Annotated in this window: 15 protein-coding genes; 3 read left to right on the forward strand and 12 right to left on the reverse strand. The window is 70.6% G+C overall.

The features are described 5' to 3' along the window. Positions 1-38 precede the first annotated feature (38 nt). The gene (locus QTI51_RS34330; RefSeq protein WP_116910203.1) at positions 39-1,034 is read left to right on the forward strand and encodes a Bug family tripartite tricarboxylate transporter substrate binding protein; all 996 of its coding nucleotides are present in this window, start codon (positions 39-41) and stop codon (positions 1,032-1,034) included. 55 nt (positions 1,035-1,089) lie between these two features. On the opposite strand, the gene QTI51_RS34335 is transcribed toward QTI51_RS34330, so the two are convergent. The 4 genes from QTI51_RS34335 to QTI51_RS34350 form a co-directional block, all read right to left on the reverse strand. Then, entirely contained in the window at positions 1,090-2,235 is a 1,146-nt protein-coding gene (locus tag QTI51_RS34335; RefSeq protein ID WP_116910202.1) for a glycosyltransferase family protein, read from the reverse strand. Positions 2,236-2,284: 49 nt separating this feature from the next. Next, a complete protein-coding gene (locus QTI51_RS34340; protein WP_116910201.1) occupies positions 2,285-3,046 on the reverse strand; it encodes a hypothetical protein in 762 nt (253 codons plus the stop codon). Further along, entirely contained in the window at positions 3,036-4,049 is a 1,014-nt protein-coding gene (locus QTI51_RS34345) for a hypothetical protein (RefSeq protein ID WP_116910484.1), read from the reverse strand. Before QTI51_RS34345 ends, QTI51_RS34340 begins: the two co-directional genes overlap by 11 nt. Before the next feature lie 72 nt (positions 4,050-4,121). Next, positions 4,122-5,147, reverse strand: a complete 1,026-nt coding sequence (locus tag QTI51_RS34350) for a glycosyltransferase family 2 protein (protein WP_116910200.1) — start codon at positions 5,145-5,147, stop codon at positions 4,122-4,124. A 105-nt stretch (positions 5,148-5,252) separates the two neighbouring features. Here QTI51_RS34350 and QTI51_RS34355 point away from each other — a divergent pair, with 105 nt between their 5' ends. Further along, on the forward strand, positions 5,253-6,602 hold the full coding sequence (locus tag QTI51_RS34355) for a UDP-glucose dehydrogenase family protein (RefSeq protein ID WP_116910483.1): 1,350 nt from the start codon (positions 5,253-5,255) through the stop codon (positions 6,600-6,602). Here the strand turns inward: QTI51_RS34355 and QTI51_RS34360 are convergent. From QTI51_RS34360 to QTI51_RS34370, 3 genes are all read right to left on the reverse strand, one after another. Next, positions 6,588-7,733, reverse strand: coding sequence for a CaiB/BaiF CoA transferase family protein (locus QTI51_RS34360; RefSeq protein ID WP_116910199.1), 1,146 nt, complete (start codon positions 7,731-7,733; stop codon positions 6,588-6,590). The genes QTI51_RS34355 and QTI51_RS34360 overlap by 15 nt on opposite strands. A 105-nt stretch (positions 7,734-7,838) precedes the next feature. Next, the gene (locus QTI51_RS34365; protein WP_116910198.1) at positions 7,839-8,831 is read right to left on the reverse strand and encodes a Bug family tripartite tricarboxylate transporter substrate binding protein; all 993 of its coding nucleotides are present in this window, start codon (positions 8,829-8,831) and stop codon (positions 7,839-7,841) included. A gap of 39 nt (positions 8,832-8,870) precedes the next feature. Then, positions 8,871-10,688 carry an acyl-CoA dehydrogenase family protein gene (locus tag QTI51_RS34370; RefSeq protein ID WP_286517503.1) on the reverse strand — a complete coding sequence of 606 codons (1,818 nt, stop codon included), beginning with the start codon at positions 10,686-10,688 and terminating at the stop codon, positions 8,871-8,873. Between the two features lie 92 nt (positions 10,689-10,780). Here QTI51_RS34370 and QTI51_RS34375 point away from each other — a divergent pair, with 92 nt between their 5' ends. After that, positions 10,781-11,689, forward strand: coding sequence for a LysR family transcriptional regulator (locus QTI51_RS34375; RefSeq protein ID WP_116910197.1), 909 nt, complete (start codon positions 10,781-10,783; stop codon positions 11,687-11,689). Here QTI51_RS34375 and QTI51_RS34380 read toward each other — a convergent pair. The 5 genes from QTI51_RS34380 to QTI51_RS34400 form a co-directional block, all read right to left on the reverse strand. Further along, the gene (locus QTI51_RS34380) at positions 11,686-12,720 is read right to left on the reverse strand and encodes a serine/threonine protein kinase (RefSeq protein WP_116910196.1); all 1,035 of its coding nucleotides are present in this window, start codon (positions 12,718-12,720) and stop codon (positions 11,686-11,688) included. The genes QTI51_RS34375 and QTI51_RS34380 overlap by 4 nt on opposite strands. Before the next feature lie 33 nt (positions 12,721-12,753). Then, the gene (locus QTI51_RS34385; protein ID WP_116910195.1) at positions 12,754-13,878 is read right to left on the reverse strand and encodes a DUF2855 family protein; all 1,125 of its coding nucleotides are present in this window, start codon (positions 13,876-13,878) and stop codon (positions 12,754-12,756) included. 176 nt (positions 13,879-14,054) lie between these two features. Continuing rightward, positions 14,055-14,480, reverse strand: a complete 426-nt coding sequence (locus QTI51_RS34390) for an organic hydroperoxide resistance protein (protein ID WP_019657755.1) — start codon at positions 14,478-14,480, stop codon at positions 14,055-14,057. 56 nt (positions 14,481-14,536) lie between these two features. Next, complete coding sequence (locus QTI51_RS34395; protein ID WP_116910194.1) at positions 14,537-14,992, reverse strand: MarR family winged helix-turn-helix transcriptional regulator; 456 nt, start codon at positions 14,990-14,992, stop codon at positions 14,537-14,539. Positions 14,993-15,079: 87 nt separating this feature from the next. Beyond that, positions 15,080-15,760 (reverse strand): DUF2894 domain-containing protein, encoded by a 681-nt coding sequence (locus QTI51_RS34400; protein WP_286517514.1) that lies wholly within the window; start codon positions 15,758-15,760, stop codon positions 15,080-15,082.

A 15,760-nucleotide genomic window follows, 5' to 3' on the forward strand; every position in this document is an offset into this window, starting at 1 on the left:
ACATGGCGGCTCCTTCTCCTTCGGAGACCGACGCCCCCATGACCCGCAGACCGCTGCTGCTGCAACTCCTGGCGCTGGCCGCCCTGGCCGCCACGGCGCTGCCCCGCGCGGGCAAGGCGCAGTTCGCCTCCTCCGTCTATCCCGTCAAGCCCATCCGCTGGATCGTGCCGTACCCGGCCGGTGCCGGCGCCGACATCGTGGCGCGTACCATCGGCACGCAGCTGGCCATCGACGCGGGCCAGCCGGTGCTCATCGAGAACCGTGCCGGCGGCAACACCGCGCTGGGCGCCATCGAGGCCGCCCGCGCCGCCGCCGACGGCTACACCTTGCTGTCGGCCGACAACGGCATGCTGGTGTTCAACCCCGCGCTGTACCGCAACCTCAGCTACAACCCGTCGCGCGACTTCGCCCCTGTCACCCTGCTGGGCCGGTTGCCCATGGTGATGCTGGTCGGCCCGTCCAGCGGCCAGAAGGACGCCAAGGCCTTCATCGAGGACGCGCGCGCCTTCCCCGGCAAGGTGAGCTTCGCCTCGGCCGGCACCGGCAGCCCGCAGCACCTGGCCATGGAGCTGCTGGAGCGCGAAGCCGGGCTGGAGATGGTGCACGTGCCCTACCGCGCCGCCGCGCCCGCCCTGGCCGACGTTGCCGGCGGCCAGCTGCCCGTGATGATGTGCGACCTGGCCGCCTCGCGCCGCTTCATCCAGAGCGGCAAGCTGCGCGCGCTGGCCGTGGCGCACCCGCAGCGGCTGAAGGAGCTGGCCGGCGTGCCCACCTTCGCCGAGCTCGGCATGCCGCACGTGGAGGCCGCCGCGCTCATGGGCCTGGTGGTGCCGGCCAGCACCCCGGGCGAACTCGTGTCGCGGCTGCAGCAGTCGGTGGCCAACGCCATCCACAACCCGGCCGTGCAGCGCAAGCTGGCCGAGTTCGGCGTCGAGCCCGTGGGCGACGCACCCAGCCAGTTCGCGGCGCTGCTGCAGGGGGAGTCGGCCCGGTGGCATCCGCTGATCCGGGACCTGAACCTCACGTTGGATTAGCAGGGCTTCTGCTTCCGCAAGGGCTGGGTTCGAACGGCCGTACCCGGCGGCCTGCTCACCCGTCCCGAAGGACTTGCTCGCCCGTCACACGCTCCGCGCCGGCAAGCCGGGACAGCAGCGCAGTCCAATGCCCGAGCCGATCGACAGCGCCCTGCCGACCTTCGTCGGCATTTCCGGAACCCGCCGGCAGGGCCAGCAGTTCCCCGGCAGCAACAGCCACGGCCCGCGCGAACTTCGCCGCGTCGCCACGCCACACCACCACGCGGTGCGTCAGGCCGAGCTGCGCCGCGCGCCCCGCGTTGATCGCCTGCTCGGGCTGGTCCGTCAGCAGCAGCAGGATCGGCTTTCGGTAGACCGACGCGATCGACAGCGCCGCCATGCCCGGCGCCGAGACGATGAACGCGCTGTGCGCCGCCGCCTCGATCCAGTGCTCATCCCGCGCGTGCCAGTGCGCGCGCTGCGCATAGCCCTCGCCGACCAGGTGCGCGGGCACGCCCGCGTCGGCCAGGCCCTGCTCCAGGCCGTCCGCGAGCGCTGCGTCCTTGAAGTGCGGGTTCAGGTACACGGCCGCCACGCGCTGCGCCGCATCGCTGTGGTCCACCGCATCGACCACCGCGACCGGGGTGGCCAGCCGGTGGCGCCCGTGGCCGTCGTGCTGGGGCTCGCCATACGCGAAGTCGTGCTCGATGCGCGCGCGGCTGCGGTCGATCTGCCACGCCACGATGCCGCCGAACAGCCTGGCGACCGGGCCCGGCATGCGGCCCTTGAAGTTGGTTTCGAGCGCGCGCCGCAAGCTCGCGCCGTACACATGCACCACCTTGCGCCGCCAGAACGGCAGCCAGCCCATCAGCAGCAGCGCGGGGTGGAACGAGTCGTTCACCACCAGGTCCGCGTGGCGGAAATGCGCGCTCAGCGTGCCCACGTCGCGCAGCATGCGCCCGGGGTGGAACATGTAGTGCGCCACGTTGCGGTCGGTCTCGCGGCGCAGCATGTTCTGCTGCGCGTCGAACTGCACCGCGTAGTGGCGCGAGAGCACCGGCGCGTCGATGCCGAAGCCCGCCAGAAAGCGCGCGCCCTCGTCGGACGTGGTGAGCACCTGTACCTGCGCGCCGGCCGCGCGCAGCGCATGCGTGAGCAGCTGCGCGCGCATCAGGTGGCCGCGCGCGTCCGCGGTCGCGAGGTAGAGGATGCGCGGGGGCATCGGCGCGGGGGTCAACTGGCGCGCGTCACTTGCAGGCACTTGGCAGGTGTCACGCGTGCACGGGCCGCGCCGCGCCGGGTCGCAGCCGCAAGGCCACGCCGGCGAGCCACATGCCCAGCGCGCCGGTCACGCCGAAGCCGCGCTCGGTGTCGCGCACCTCGCCCATCAGTTGCGCCAGCCGCGCCTGCTCGTGCGGCGCCACGCAGCGCTGCAGCGTGTGGCTGCACAGCCGGATGTGGCGGTCTTCGTCGGCCAGCACGCGCGTGAGCAAGGGGTGCAGCGCATGCTGCTCGCCGATCAGCGCGCAATGGCGCTGCAGGATGCGCGAGGCCATCTGCTCGGCCGCCAGGCCGATGGCATAGGCCGGCACCAGCCCGCCCTGCGCGAAGTGCGGCGCATGGCGGCGAATGAGCGCCTGCCAGCGCGCGAGCTTGCGGCGGCTGAACCAGTCGGGCCGCGGCGCTTCTTCGGGCGACGCCGCGGCCTGCGCGCTGCCGCCGCGTTCGACGATGGCCTGCGCGAACAGGCGCGCATGCAGCTGCTCGTCGGCCAGGTGCTGGTCGAGCTGGCGCACCAGCCAGTCGGGCGGCGCGATGCGCAGCTCGCGCTGCAGCGCCTGCTCCGAAGACTCTTCACCCACCAGGTAGAAGCGCAGCAGCAGCATCTCGCCCGCGTTGCTCGCATGCAGCTGGCGCAGCGCGGCGCGCTTCACGTGGTGCACCAGCCGCGCCTGCAGCGCCGGCCAGCCGCGCAGGGGCGGCGGCAGGAGGCAGTCGAAGCCGGGTGCGATGGAAGGGCGTTCAGCGTCCATCGGCCTTCGCCTGCGGGCTCGCGGGCTGCTGCTGTTGCTGCCAGCCCAGCACCAGCCCGATGAAGCTGTCCTGCAGGAACGCGCGCGCCGCCGCGTCGGCGCCGGCGAACTCGCGCTGCTGCCCGTCGTAGCGCACATAGCCCTTGCCGTTGGTGGCGCCCAGCACCAGCTTCTCGTTCTTGTGGAAGCCGCGCTGCAGCAGCGGTTGCAGCAGCGACTGCTGTTCGAGCCCGTACAGGAACAGGTCGCGCTGCACCACCTGGCGCGGGATCTTGCCGCTGAGCGCCTGCAGCTCCAGCGTCCAGTTGCCCTGCCGCATGGCGTCGGCCAGTTCGCGGCCCTTGGCGCCGGGCGCGCGAAAACGCGCGCGCGCCACCGACTTGGAGGCCTTGCTCAGCCCCAGGCCGATGGTGATGTCGGCGTCCTTGGCGCCATCGGTGCGGTTGTCGTCCACCTGCACCAGCACGTTGGCCAGGCGCGCGGTGAGCGACGGCTTGGCCAGCGCCTCGACCACCTGGTCGGCAGAGAGCACCACGCGGTCGGTGCCGGCGTCGTTCACCACCACCTGGTAGGGGTCGATGCGGATGTCGCTGAACTCGTCGCCGAGGGGCGAGTGCGCATGGCTGCTCACCGACCACTCGGTGCCCGAGCGGCTCAGCAGCGCATGAAAGGTGAGCGGCACGCGCTGGCCGCTGCGCGCCTGGCCGGAGCCCTGCAGCAGCATGTCGCCGACGATGGTTTTTTCCGCATAGCTGCGCGTGTTGGCGAAGCGGATGGTGTGCGCGGCGCTGTCGAGCGCCGCGCGGGTGTCGGCGTCGTCCAGCGCGAGGCGATTGCAGTCGTTGCCGGCGCCCGCGAGCGCGGCGAAAGGGCAGCCCGCGTCGGACCTGAAGTTGAAGACGCCGCGGCCGGCGAAGTCGGCGGCATGGGCGAAGGCGCAGGCGCCGGCGAGCGCGAGGCCCAGCGCCAATCGGTGGCCGATGAAGGAGGAGCGGATGTGCATGGTCTTGTCTTGTTGTTCTTCTTCGGGAGATGCCGTCAAGTGCAGCGAAAGGCTGTGAATTTCGAGACGAGCTCAGGGCCGGTGGTACGACAGCGCCTGCGCATCCGCGTTGGTGCGCCCCGTGGTGTGCCAGCCGATGCCGCGCGCGAACGCGCCCAGCATGTCGACCGCCGAGAACCCGAGGATCAGCGCCACGCCCGCCAGCCAGCGCAGCCCGCGCAGGGGCGGCAGGTCCTGGTGGTTCAGCGCCCTCACGCTGAAGCCCAGCCGCGTGAACAGCACGGCCAGCGGCCCGATCGGGCCGCTCCTGGCCAGCCACTGCCAGCGCGGCGACACATAGCTGCGCAGCAGGTGCGGCGTGAGCGAGTAGGTGTCCTGCCCGCGCATCCAGCGCAGCTTGAGCGCCTCGGCGCGCGTGTCGGGCAGGTGGTGCTCGGTGTGGGCCGCCGCGGCGTAGTGGATGGGCACGCCCGCCGCCTTCAGCCGCATGCCCAGCACCTGGCAGTGCGCGCGGTACACGCCGTCCAGCGCCTGGTAGCTGTGCTGCGCGAACACCTCGCGGCGAAAGGCCACGTTGTTCGCGTAGAAGTTGCTCGTGGCGCCGGCATGGTCGGCGTTGGGGAAGTACATGAAGTCGATGGTGGTCAGCGCCGTGCCCACCACGTTGGCCGCGTAGCTGGTGCGCCCGGCCACCACGGCGGGGGCGTCGGCGCGCGTGAACGGCAGCAGCATCTGCAGCAGCCAGTCGTCGTCGGGCAGGCAGTCGGCGTCGGCGAACACCACGTGGGTGCAGCGCTGCGCGTCGGTGGCCTCGAAGCCGACGTTCTTCGCGTCGTAGTAGCCGGTGGTGGTGTCGATGCGCACGAACTCGACCGGGCGGCCCGCGAGCGCGCTCACGGCCTCGCAGGTGGCGGGGCTGAAGCCGTCGTGCGTGACGATCACCTGCGCCAGCGCGGTGAGCGGCAGCTTCTGTTTCGCCAGCAACGCGACCAGGCGCTGCAGGCTGGTGCTGGCCTTTGCCTCGGCATCGGCTCCGCCGCGCAGGTTGTTGGTCTCCAGGACCAGCGCGCAACGCGCGGCAACTTGATCGGGCATCATCGAATTTTCCTGTCCGGACATTGTTTTGAAGGCTTCCATCCTGCTTTTATCGCACAACCGCGCCGGCGACCAGTGCGCCACATCAAGCGCGCCGAGGGCATGGTCATGAAAGTCAGCCTCTTCGGCGCCGGCTACGTCGGCCTGAGCTTCGCCGCCACCCTGGCCGAGGCCGGCCACGAGGTGCTGTGCGCCGACGCCGACCTGGCCCGCATCGAGGGCCTGCAGCGCGGCCTGGTGCCCCTGCACGAACCGGAGCTGGACGCGCTGGTGGCCGCCGGCCTGGCCGCCGGCACGCTGCGCTTCACCCCCGACGCGCACGCGGCCTGCGAGCATGGCGAGGTGATCTTCATCGTGGTGAACACGCCCGCCGACGCCCAGGGCCGCGTCGACCTGCGGCATGTGATGGCGGTGGCCGCGGGCATCGGCCGGCACCGCGACCGCGAGGCGCTGGTGGTGTGCAAGTCGACGGCGCCCGTGGGCACCGCCGACCAGGTCGAGGCCGTGCTCGCCGGCGAGCTGGCGCAGCGCGGCGCGCGGCACCGCATCGCCGTGGCGGTGAACCCCGAGTTCCTGCGCGAAGGCTCGGCGGTGCGCGACTGCCGCGCGCCCGAGCGCGTCGTGATCGGCTCGCAAGACCCGTGGGCCATCGCGCTGCTGGCCCGGCTCTACGAACCCTTCGTTCGAGACCCGAAGCAGCTGCTGGTGATGGACCGCCGCTCCGCCGAGCTCACCAAGTACGCCGCCAACGCGATGCTGGCCACGCGCATCAGCTTCATGAACGAGATGGCGCGCGTGGCCGAGCAGGCGGGCGCCGACATCGACAGCGTGCGCCGCGGCATCGGCGCGGACCGGCGCATCGGCCCCGACTTCCTGCAGGCCGGCGCCGGCTACGGCGGCTCCTGCCTCGCGAAGGACGTGCGCGCGCTGAAGCACGCGGCCGAGCGCGGCGGCCACGCGCTGCGCATCCTGTCGGCGGTGGAGGCCACCAACCACGAGCAGAAGGGCCGCCTGTTCGAGCTGATGACGCACCACTTCGAAGGCCGCATCGCGGGCAAGACCATCGCCGTGTGGGGCCTGGCCTTCAAGCCCGACACCGACGACATGCGCGACGCGCCGAGCCTGGTGCTGCTGGAGCGGCTGTGGGCCGCGGGCGCGCGCGTGCAGGTCTACGACCCGGCGGCGATGACGGCGGCGCGCGACATCGTCGGCGAACGCGCCGAACGTGGCGATGTGCGCTGGTGCGGCACGGCCGACGAGGCGCTGCAGGGCGCCGACGCGCTGGCGCTGGTCACCGAGTGGCCGGAGTTTCGCGCGCCCGATTTCGCGCGCATCGCGCAGGCGCTGCGCACGCCGGCGCTTTTCGACGGCCGCAACCTGTACGACGCGGCGCAGGTCGAGGCCGCGGGCATCGCGTACTACGGCATCGGCCGCGGCCGGTCGTCAATGCGGCGTTGAAGCGTCGGGGCCGGTGGGCAGGAAGGCATCGCCCGGCGTCAGCGGCGCATGGCGGTAGCTGGCCGGCGTGCGGCTGAGCTTCACCGGCGCGCCGATGCCGCGGTAGCCGCCCGGCATGTCGACCACCATCTCGCGGTGCAGCGTGTGCGGGTGCTGCAGCGCGGCATCGACCGGCAGCACGGGCGCGGCGGGCACGCCGGCGGCCATGAGTTGCTCGACCAGCGCGCGGCCGTCGAACGCGGCCATCGCGGCCTCCAGCTGCTGCTTGAGCCCGGCACGGTTCACCGAGCGCGCACCGGCGCTGCGGTAGAGCGGGTCGTCCGACAGGGCGGGCAGGCCGATGCAGCGGCACAGGCTTGCGAACTGGCGGTCGTTGCCCACGGCGACGAACACGGGGTCGGTGCCGGTGGCGAGCGCGTCGTAGGGGTAGATGTTGGGGTGCGCGTTGCCGGTGCGGCGCGGCGCGGTGCCGTCCATGAACCAGTTGGCGGCATGCGGGTGCAGCAGCGAAAGGCCGCTGTCGTACAGCGCGGCTTCCACGAACTGGCCGCGCCCGCTGCGGTTGCGCTCCTGCAGGGCGAGCAGCACGCCGATGACGGCGTTCAGCCCGGTCACCATGTCGACCACCGGTAGGCCCACGCGCAGCGGGCCGCCGTCGGCCTCGCCGTTGATGCTCATGATGCCGGTCATGGCCTGCACGGCGGCGTCGTAGCCGGGCAGCGCCCCCAGCGGACCGTCGGCGCCAAAGCCCGACACGCGGCACCACACGAGCCGCGGAAAGCGTTGCGACAACGTCTCGTAGCCGATGCCCCAGCGTTCCATGGTGCCGGTCTTGAAGTTCTCGATGAGCACGTCGGCTTCGGCCACCAGCGCGAGCAGTGCGTCGCGGCCTTCTTCGGTCGAAAAGTCGAGGTGCTGCACGCGCTTGTTGCGGTTCAGCCCGTGGTAGTACGAGGCCACGCCTTCCTTGAAGGGCGGGCCCCAGGTGCGCGTGTCGTCGCCCTGCGGCGGCTCGACCTTGAGCACGTCGGCGCCATGGTCACCGAGGATCTGGCCGCAGTAGGGGCCGCCGAGGATGCGGGAGATGTCGAGGACGCGGATGCCGGCGAGGGCGCCTTGGGGGTGGGTCATTGCTTGTGTTCCGTGATTTGCGTTGCGTTGCTTTGTTCAGGGCGGGTGAACAGGCCGCCGGGTCGTGGCCGATCAACGATCGCGCCCTGAACGACCACGGTCGAATCAGTCCAGCTGCGCCCCGGACTTCTGCACCACGTCCTTCCACTTCACAGACTCCGTGCCAATGAACTGCCCGAGCTTCTGCGGCGAGGTATCGGCCGGCGCTTCCAGGCCTTGGGAGGCGAACATCTGCTTCACCTTGGGTGAGTTCAGCACCTCCGCGAACGCATGGTTGAGCTTGGCGATGCGGTCGGCGGGCGTGCCGGCCGGGGCGACGATGCCGAAGAACACGCTCACGTCGTAGCCCTTGTAGCCCTGCTCGGAAATCGTGGGCACGTCGGGCAGCGCCTGCGAGCGCGCGACGGTGGCCACGCCCAGCGCGCGCAGCTTGCCGGCCTTGACGTAGGGCAGGGCGGTGAGGATGTCGGTGAAGGTCATGCTCACCTGGTTGCCCAGCAGGTCGTTGAGCGCGGGGCCCGTGCCCTTGTAGGGAATGTGCTGCAGGTCGGTGCCGGCCACGGAGTTGAAGAGCACGCCCGCCAGGTGCGACGACGCGCCGTTGCCCGACGAGGCGTAGCTGAGCTTGCCCGGGTTGGCCTTGGCATAGGCCACGAGCTCGGGCACGTTCTTCACCGGCAGCGCCGGGTTCACCACCAGGATGTTGGGCAGGTAGCCGACCTGGATGACGGGCGCGAAGCTCTTCACCGGGTCGTAGTTGATCTTGCGGTACAGGCTCTTGTTGATGGCCAGCGGGCCCGAGGTGCCGAACATGAGCGTGTGGCCGTCGGCCTCGGCGCGCGCGACGTACTCGGCGCCGATGTTGCCGCCCGCGCCGGCGCGGTTCTCCACGATCATGGGCTGGCCGAGGCGGTCCTTCATCTCGGCGGCCAGCGTGCGCGCCATGGCGTCGGTGGGACCGCCGGGCGGAAACGGAATGACCAGCGTGAGCGGCTTGGAGGGGAAGGCGTCGGCGGCTTGCGCGACGGGGAAAGCGGCGGGCAAGGCGTTGAGCACGGTGGCGGCACAGGCGGCCAGCAGGAAGGTCGAGCGTTTCAAGGGATGTCTCCGGTTCTTTGTGTGGGGCAGGGCAAAGGTTCAGGCGAGCGCCGCGTCGTTGCGGTCGGTGGTGGCGACCGCGGCGGCGTTCCAGTCCGCCGGCATGGCGTCGGGCGAGAGCGGGTCGCGCGGCAGCACGCGGTGCAGCAGCACCAGCTGCGACCAGCGCAGGCGTGGCGCGGAGCCGCTGTGCGCGGCCTCCCAGGCCATCGCGATGGCGCTGGTGCAGTGGTAGAGCGCGGAGGCGGCCTGGCGCGCGAGCACGTCGCCGCCTTCGCGCGCGGCGGTTTCGGTCAGCGCGGCGGCGCGCGCGAGCGCGTCGCGCAGGGCCTTGGCGTAGCCGGGGGCGAGGGCGAGGGCAAGAGCGTGGGCGCGGGCCGCGTCGTCGAGCAGCTTCTCGCAGTGCGCGCGCAGCACGGGCAGCGAGCCTTCTCGCTTCACCGCGCGAACCACGTCCAGCGCCACGATGTTGCTGGTGCCTTCCCAGATCGAGCCCAGGTGGGCGTCGCGCACCAGCCGCGCGTCGCTCCACTCCTCGATGTAGCCGCAGCCGCCGCGCACTTCCATCGCGTCGCCCGTCACCTTGCGCGCGTCGCGGCAGGCGCGGAACTTGATGAGCGGCGTGAGGATGCGCAGCAGCGCGTAGGCGTCCGGCTCGCCGGCGTCCGAACGCGCCAGCGCCAGCGCGGTCTGGCACACCATGGTGCGCGCCTGCTCGGCCGGCAGGCGCAGCTTGTCGAGCTGGCGCTGCATCAGCGGCATCTGCGCCAGCGTGCGGCCGAAGGCGCGGCGCTCGGACGCGATGAACTCGGCCTCGGCCACCGCGCGGCGCATCAGGCCCGCGGCGCGCACGCCGTTCGACAGGCGCGAGTTGTTGACCATGTCGGCCATCTGCACGAAGCCGCGGCCGGCCTCGCCCACCAGGTAAGCGATCGCGCCTTCGAGGCGGATCTCGCCGCTGGCCATCGAGCGCGTGCCCAGCTTGTCCTTCAAACGGATGATGCGGTAGCGGTTGAGGCTGCCGTCGTCGAGCCGGCGCGGCAGCAGGAACAGCGACACGCCCTTCATGCCGGGCAAGCCGCCGGACGCATCGTCGGCGCGCGCCAGCACCATCGCGAAGTCGGCATCGGGGTTGGAGCAGAACCACTTGTCGCCCGTGAGGCGCCAGCTGCCGTCGGCCTCCTGGTGCGCGAGCGTGGCGGTGGCGGCAATGTCGGAGCCAGCGGCCTGCTCGGTCATGAACATCGCGCCCTGCGCCAGTTCGTCGAAGTCGAGCGAGGTCAGGCGCGGCAGGTACTTGGCGACCAGCTCGGGCGTGCCGAACTTCTTCAGCGTGCGCGTGAGCGAGTCGGTCATCGACACCGGGCAGCACAGGCCGAACTCGGCCTGCACGAACAGGTAGGTCAGCACGTATTTCACGAGCGGCGGCATCTTGCCCTGCCAGCCCAGCGTGTCGTCGCGGTGCGAAACGGCGGCCAGGCCGAACTCGCTGAGCGCGAGGCGTTCCATCTCGACATACGCCGGATGCTTGACGACCGTTTGCTCGTCCAGCCCGGTGCGCGTGCGCTGCTTCAGCGTGGGCGGGTTGCGGTCGGCGGTGCCGGCCAGCTCGTCGAGCAGGCCGCCCGCGAGGCCGCCCAGGCGCTCGAAGTGCGGCTGCATGTGGGCGCGCAGGTCGTCGGGCAGGTAGAGCGCGAGCAGGCCGTGCAGCTCGGTGTCGGTGCTGAAGAGGTTCTGGCCGTGGCGGTCGGGGATGGGGTGCGGCGCGATGGGTGCGGCTTGCGGCGCCGCATGCGCGCCGTGGGCAACGCGTGCAACGGGTGCAACGGGTGCAACGGGTGCAACTGGTTCTTGCATGGCTTCTTGTCTCCTGGTTCGCCGCATTGTTGAAGCCCCGACGATCTGTGTCTAATATCGATTTGGTCTTGTTCTATTCGTTCTGACTATCCATGGAACTGCGGCACCTGCGCTACTTCTCCGTGCTCGCCGAAGAGCTGCACTTCGGCCGCGCGGCGCGCCGCCTGTCGATCTCGCAGCCGCCTCTGTCGGTGGCGATCCGGCAGCTCGAAGAAACCGTGGGCGCGCGCCTGTTCGAGCGCAACAGCAAGGAGGTGCGACTCACCCCCGCCGGCGAGGCGCTGCGCATCTCGGCGCGGCGCGTGCTGCTGCAGGCCGAAGAGGCGGCCATCGAAGCGCGCGACGTGGCATTCGGCTCGGCGGGGCGGCTGCGCATCGGCTTCGTCGGCGCCATGCTGTACCGCGGACTGCCGCAGGCGCTGCGCGCGTTCCAGGCGAAGCACCCGGCGGTGCGCATCACGCTGAGCGAGCTGAATTCGGGCGTGCAGATCACCGAGCTGCTGAACGACCGGCTCGACCTGGGCTTTGCCCACACGCGCCGCGTGCCGCTGGAGCTGCAGCACCGGCTGCTGCTGTCGGAGCCCTTCGTGGCCTGCGTGCCGGCCGGCCATGCGCTGGCGCGCAAGCGCGTGCTGGCGCCGATGGACCTGCGCGACCAGCCCTTCGTGCTGTTCTCGCGCGAGGCTTCACCGGACTATCACGAGCGCATCCTGTCGATCTGCGCCGACGCGGGCTTCCTGCCCGAGGTGCGGCACGAGGTGCGCCACTGGCTGGCCGTGGTGTCGCTGGTGTCGCAGGGCCTGGGCGTGGCGCTGGTGCCGCAGGCGATGCGCCATTCGGCGCTGCGCGGCGCGGTGTTCAGGCCGCTGGACCGGCCGGTGGCGCAGTCGGAGGCCTATGGCATCTGGCGCAACGGGCCGGCGAACGTGCTGGTCGAGCGCTTGCTGCAGGGCGTGGCCGACAGCATCGCGGCAGGGCAGCAGGCCCCGCTGCAGCCCTAGGCGTACAGGGGCTCTTCCGCCATCTGCTCGCACTGGTCTTCGAGCACCAGGATCTGCCCCTTCCAGTAGTCGCTGGAGCCGAACCACGGAAAGTTGATCGGGAAGATCGGGTCTTCCCAGCGCCGCGCCAGCCACGCGCTGTAGTGAATGAGCCGCAGCGTGCGCAGCGGCTCGATCAGCGCCAGCTCGCGCCGGTCGAACTCGCGGAACTGCTCGTAGCCGTCGAGCAGGCCCGACAGCTGCGAGGTGCGCTGCGCGCGGTCGCCCGACAGCAGCATCCAAAAGTCCTGCACGGCGAAGCCGGTGCGCGCGTCGTCCAGGTCGACGAAGTGCGGGCCGCCGCCGGGGCGGTCGGTGGGCGTCCACAGGATGTTGCCGGGGTGCACGTCGCCGTGCAGGCGCAGCTTGCGGGGCTTGAAGTCGGAGGCCGGCGGCTGCAGCGCGAGGGCCGTGGCGCGCACCATGTCCAGCGCTTCGTTGCACATCTTTTCCCAGTCGCGCTGCATGTCGAGCGGGATCTTGTCGTTCTCCAGCAGCCAGTCGCGCGAGTCGAGGCCGAAGGTCTGCAGGTCGAGCGCGGGGCGGGCCTCGAAAGGCTTGGCGCTGCCCACGGTGTGGATGCGCGCCAGGAAGCGGCCGACCCATTCGAGCACCTCGAAGTTGTCGAGCTCGGGCGCGCGGCCACCGCGGTACGGGCTCACGCTGAACGCGAAGCCGGCGTGGTGGTGCAGCGTCTTGCCTTCGAAGGCCAGCGGCGGCACGGCCGGCACTTCGCCGGCGGCCAGTTCGAGCGAGAAGCCGTGCTCTTCGAGAATTTCGGCGTCGCTCCAGCGGCCGGGGCGGTAGAACTTGACGACGACCGCGCTGCGGTCTTCCAGGTAGACCTGGTACACGCGGTTCTCATAGGAGTTCAGGCCGGTGAGCCGGCCGTCGCCGTACAGGCCGAGCGTCGCGAGCGCGTCGAGCACCACGTCGGGCGTGAGGCTCTCGTAAGGATGGTTGTTCGCGGGCGCTGCAGAGGAAAGGGTCATGCGGCGATTGTCGCCACACGGCGCCCGCCGGGCTCAGGCGCTCACGGGTTGTTTGTAAAGAGAAAGGACATGGCCCGTGCGCGGGTCGCCCTTGCCTTCGAGCACCTGCGCGTAGGCGGCGGTGACCGCGTCGCCGCCATGGTGATGCGTGGCGTGCAGCCACGGATTCTTCGCATCGCTCACCGTGGCCATGAACGCGTGCCAGGCCGCGACCATGCGCCGGCCGAATTCCTCGGCGCCCCATTCGGCGGTGCGCTTCTTGATCTGCGCGGGCGCGAAGAACAGCGTGGCGCGCGGACCAGCCAGGTCTTTGCCCGCGCCCTTGGCCGCCAGCTGCTCGACGTGCGTGCCGCCGATGGAGCTGCTGTACTTCAGGTTCGTGAAGCGCTCGTGGATGGCGTTGCGCAGCGCGCCGTTGCCCGCGAAGTCGATGTACACGCAGGGCGTGTCCGCGTCGAGCGCCGAGAGGGCGTCGTAGGTCAGCACGCGGTCGTAGCAGCCCAGGCTTTCGCAGAAGGCGACGTTGGCGGGCGAGGTCAGGCCGATCACCTCGATGCCTTCGCCCTGGTGCCGCTGGTGCAGCTGGAACGCCGTGCCGTAGGCCGTCTTGCTCGACGCGCTCGACAGCAGCATGGTCTTCGCGCCGAAGAAATCGTTGTCGGCCATGAAGTCGTCGATCAGCCACGAGGTGATGAACAGCGGGCGCAGCAGCGACTGCGTGTCTTCGGTGCCGGCCGTGTACAGCGGGTCGCTCGCGCAGCGGAAGTACTGGTTGTAGACGGCCGGCAGCGCCGCGCGGTGCTCGGCCATGTCGGTGAAGCGCTCGGGCGACAGCCGCCCGGGGCTCAGCACCGCGCTGGAGGCCATCGGCCAGTAGCCGTACAGCCGCTCGCCCACCGCCACGCCCGGGTGCAGCGACTGCACCACGCTGGCGAAGCCCCACACCGGAATGCTGCCCCAGCCTTCTTCGCCCGTCGGGTAGAACTGCCAGTAGCTCATGGCGTCGCCGAAGGCCGCGTAGGTGATGTTGTTCGAGGTGAGCGCAAAGCTGTCGATGCGCACCCGCACCTGGCCGTCGGCCAGGGCTTCGTCGGTGGCGGTGTGCAGGCGCGTGGTGGCGAGCTGGTCTTTGCGAACGAGGAGGCTGGTCGTGCTCATGGTGAAGCTCCGGCAGTGGATGTGCCCGCGACGTTAGCCAAGCTCGGTGAAAGGCGCTACCGCGCGGGGCGTTTCGGCGTCACCCGTGAGACAACGGTGGACGTCGGCAGGCGTCGGCACGCGCAAAAAAAGGCGGCCCGTTGCCGGGCCGCCTTCTTGTGTGCCGAACGGGGCGATCAGGCGATCGTCAGTTCGACGTCGATGTTGCCGCGCGTGGCGTTCGAGTACGGGCACACCTGGTGGGCGGTGTCGACCAGCTTCTGCTTGGCTTCCGCATCGAGGCCCGGCAGCGTGATGGCCAGCTTCACGGCGATGCCGTAGGCGGCGCCGCCGTTCGTCGGGCCGAGGGAAACGCTGGAGTCGATGGCGACGTCTTCAGGCACCTTCACGCCGATCTTCGGGCCCACGGCCTTCATCGCACCGATGAAGCAGGCGGCGTAGCCGACCGCGAACAGCTGTTCGGGGTTGGTGCCGGGCTTGCCGGAGCCGGGCGAGCTCAGCTTGACGTCGATGGCGCCGTCGCTGGACTTGCCTGCGCCGTCACGGCCGCCGACGGTGTGGGCTTCTGCGGTGTAGAGCACTTTGTCGAGCTTGGTGGTCATGGTGATTTCCTTTGGTGAAGTGAGGAAGGGACGGGGGTGGACACGGCCGCGCGGGTTCACGCGGCTTTCTTGATGCGGTCGCGCAGCGTCTGGATCTGCTGCGTGAGCGCAATGAGTTCCGGCACCGAGCATTCGGTGGCGGCCATGAGGCAGGCGGGCACGTCGGCCGCCTTGGTCTTCAGCTTGCGGCCCGCGGCCGTGAGCGTGATGTGCACGCGCCGCTCGTCGGCCACGTCGCGCACGCGCGCCACGTAGCCGTTGGCCTCGAGCCGCTTGAGCAGCGGCGTGAGCGTGCCCGAGTCGAGCGACAGCAGCTCGCCGAGCGCGGAGACCGTGGGGCCGTCCTGCTCCCACAGGGCGAGCATGACGAGGTATTGCGGGTACGTGAGCTGGAGCTTTTCGAGCGCGGGCTTGTACAGGCGCGTCATGGCCAGCGAGGCGGAATACACCGCGAAGCACAGCTGGTTGTCCAGCTTGAGCATTTCGTCGTGGGGGGCCGGGGTGGAGCGCATGGGCTGAAGTGTAGCGAGCAATTGAATTGCGTGCAATATAAATCGAAAGCTTCTGTTTCAGCGAGTCCAGCGGCCTGGCCGCTGAGGTCACGCGGCCTTGCCGCGGCCCGTCTTCCTGGTGTTTTCGGTGCGCGGCGCGCTGGCCGCCGCGGCCGCCATGCTGCCATTGGCCTGGTCGATCCACAACAGGGCATCGACGTAGGACATGAACCGGTTGAGGTATTCCGGCGAGAGGTCGCGCATCAGCAGCAGCGCGCGGTGCACCAGGTGGTGCGAGTTGAGCGGCCCCGCGTTGTCGGGCACCTTGGCCAGCGACTGCGTCAGGCGCCGCTCGGCGCTGAGCTTCGACCAGGTGCTGCGGAAGTAGGTGACGGCCTTCAGCTCGGGCGTGGTGCCGCCCGATGGCAAGCCCACCGCAGGCGCCGGCGCATGCTGCGCGATGTGCTCGACAAGCTCGGCGAGCGCGCTGCGCGCGGTCAATGGTTCTGGCGCGGCGACGGCATCGGGCCGCTGCGCCAATGCTTCTGCGTTCCCTGCATTCGCTGCATTGGCTTCCGTGTACACCGCGAGCAGCTGCGCGATGCGCTCGTCCAGCATGCGCCGGGTGTCGCCGCCGTGCGCATCCGCGCGCCGCGCCATCGCCTCGATGAAGCGAAAGCGCACCGGGTCGGCGTTGTGCGCGCCGCGCTCGCGCAATGCCGCAAGTGCCGCAAGCGCGGCGCCCGCATCGAATGTGGGTGCGTCGTTCACGGTGTCACTGGTGCTCAC

Origin of the sequence: Variovorax sp. J22G73, assembly GCF_030317035.1 — a bacterium.
In the GTDB taxonomy this organism is placed as follows: Bacteria; Pseudomonadota; Gammaproteobacteria; order Burkholderiales; family Burkholderiaceae_C; genus Variovorax.

Bases quoted from the DNA above. Each gene is read 5' to 3' on its own strand.
- QTI51_RS34380 (WP_116910196.1), bottom strand. From the start codon at position 12,720: ATGACCCTTTCCTCTGCAGCGCCCGCGAACAACCATCCTTACGAGAGC.
- QTI51_RS34350 (WP_116910200.1), bottom strand. From the start codon at position 5,147: ATGATGCCCGATCAAGTTGCCGCGCGTTGCGCGCTGGTCCTGGAGACC.
- QTI51_RS34385 (WP_116910195.1), bottom strand. From the start codon at position 13,878: ATGAGCACGACCAGCCTCCTCGTTCGCAAAGACCAGCTCGCCACCACG.
- QTI51_RS34355 (WP_116910483.1), top strand. From the start codon at position 5,253: ATGAAAGTCAGCCTCTTCGGCGCCGGCTACGTCGGCCTGAGCTTCGCC.
- QTI51_RS34390 (WP_019657755.1), bottom strand. From the start codon at position 14,480: ATGACCACCAAGCTCGACAAAGTGCTCTACACCGCAGAAGCCCACACC.
- QTI51_RS34340 (WP_116910201.1), bottom strand. From the start codon at position 3,046: ATGGACGCTGAACGCCCTTCCATCGCACCCGGCTTCGACTGCCTCCTG.
- QTI51_RS34395 (WP_116910194.1), bottom strand. From the start codon at position 14,992: ATGCGCTCCACCCCGGCCCCCCACGACGAAATGCTCAAGCTGGACAAC.
- QTI51_RS34370 (WP_286517503.1), bottom strand. From the start codon at position 10,688: ATGCAAGAACCAGTTGCACCCGTTGCACCCGTTGCACCCGTTGCACGC.
- QTI51_RS34345 (WP_116910484.1), bottom strand. From the start codon at position 4,049: ATGCACATCCGCTCCTCCTTCATCGGCCACCGATTGGCGCTGGGCCTC.
- QTI51_RS34335 (WP_116910202.1), bottom strand. From the start codon at position 2,235: ATGCCCCCGCGCATCCTCTACCTCGCGACCGCGGACGCGCGCGGCCAC.
- QTI51_RS34375 (WP_116910197.1), top strand. From the start codon at position 10,781: ATGGAACTGCGGCACCTGCGCTACTTCTCCGTGCTCGCCGAAGAGCTG.
- QTI51_RS34330 (WP_116910203.1), top strand. From the start codon at position 39: ATGACCCGCAGACCGCTGCTGCTGCAACTCCTGGCGCTGGCCGCCCTG.
- QTI51_RS34360 (WP_116910199.1), bottom strand. From the start codon at position 7,733: ATGACCCACCCCCAAGGCGCCCTCGCCGGCATCCGCGTCCTCGACATC.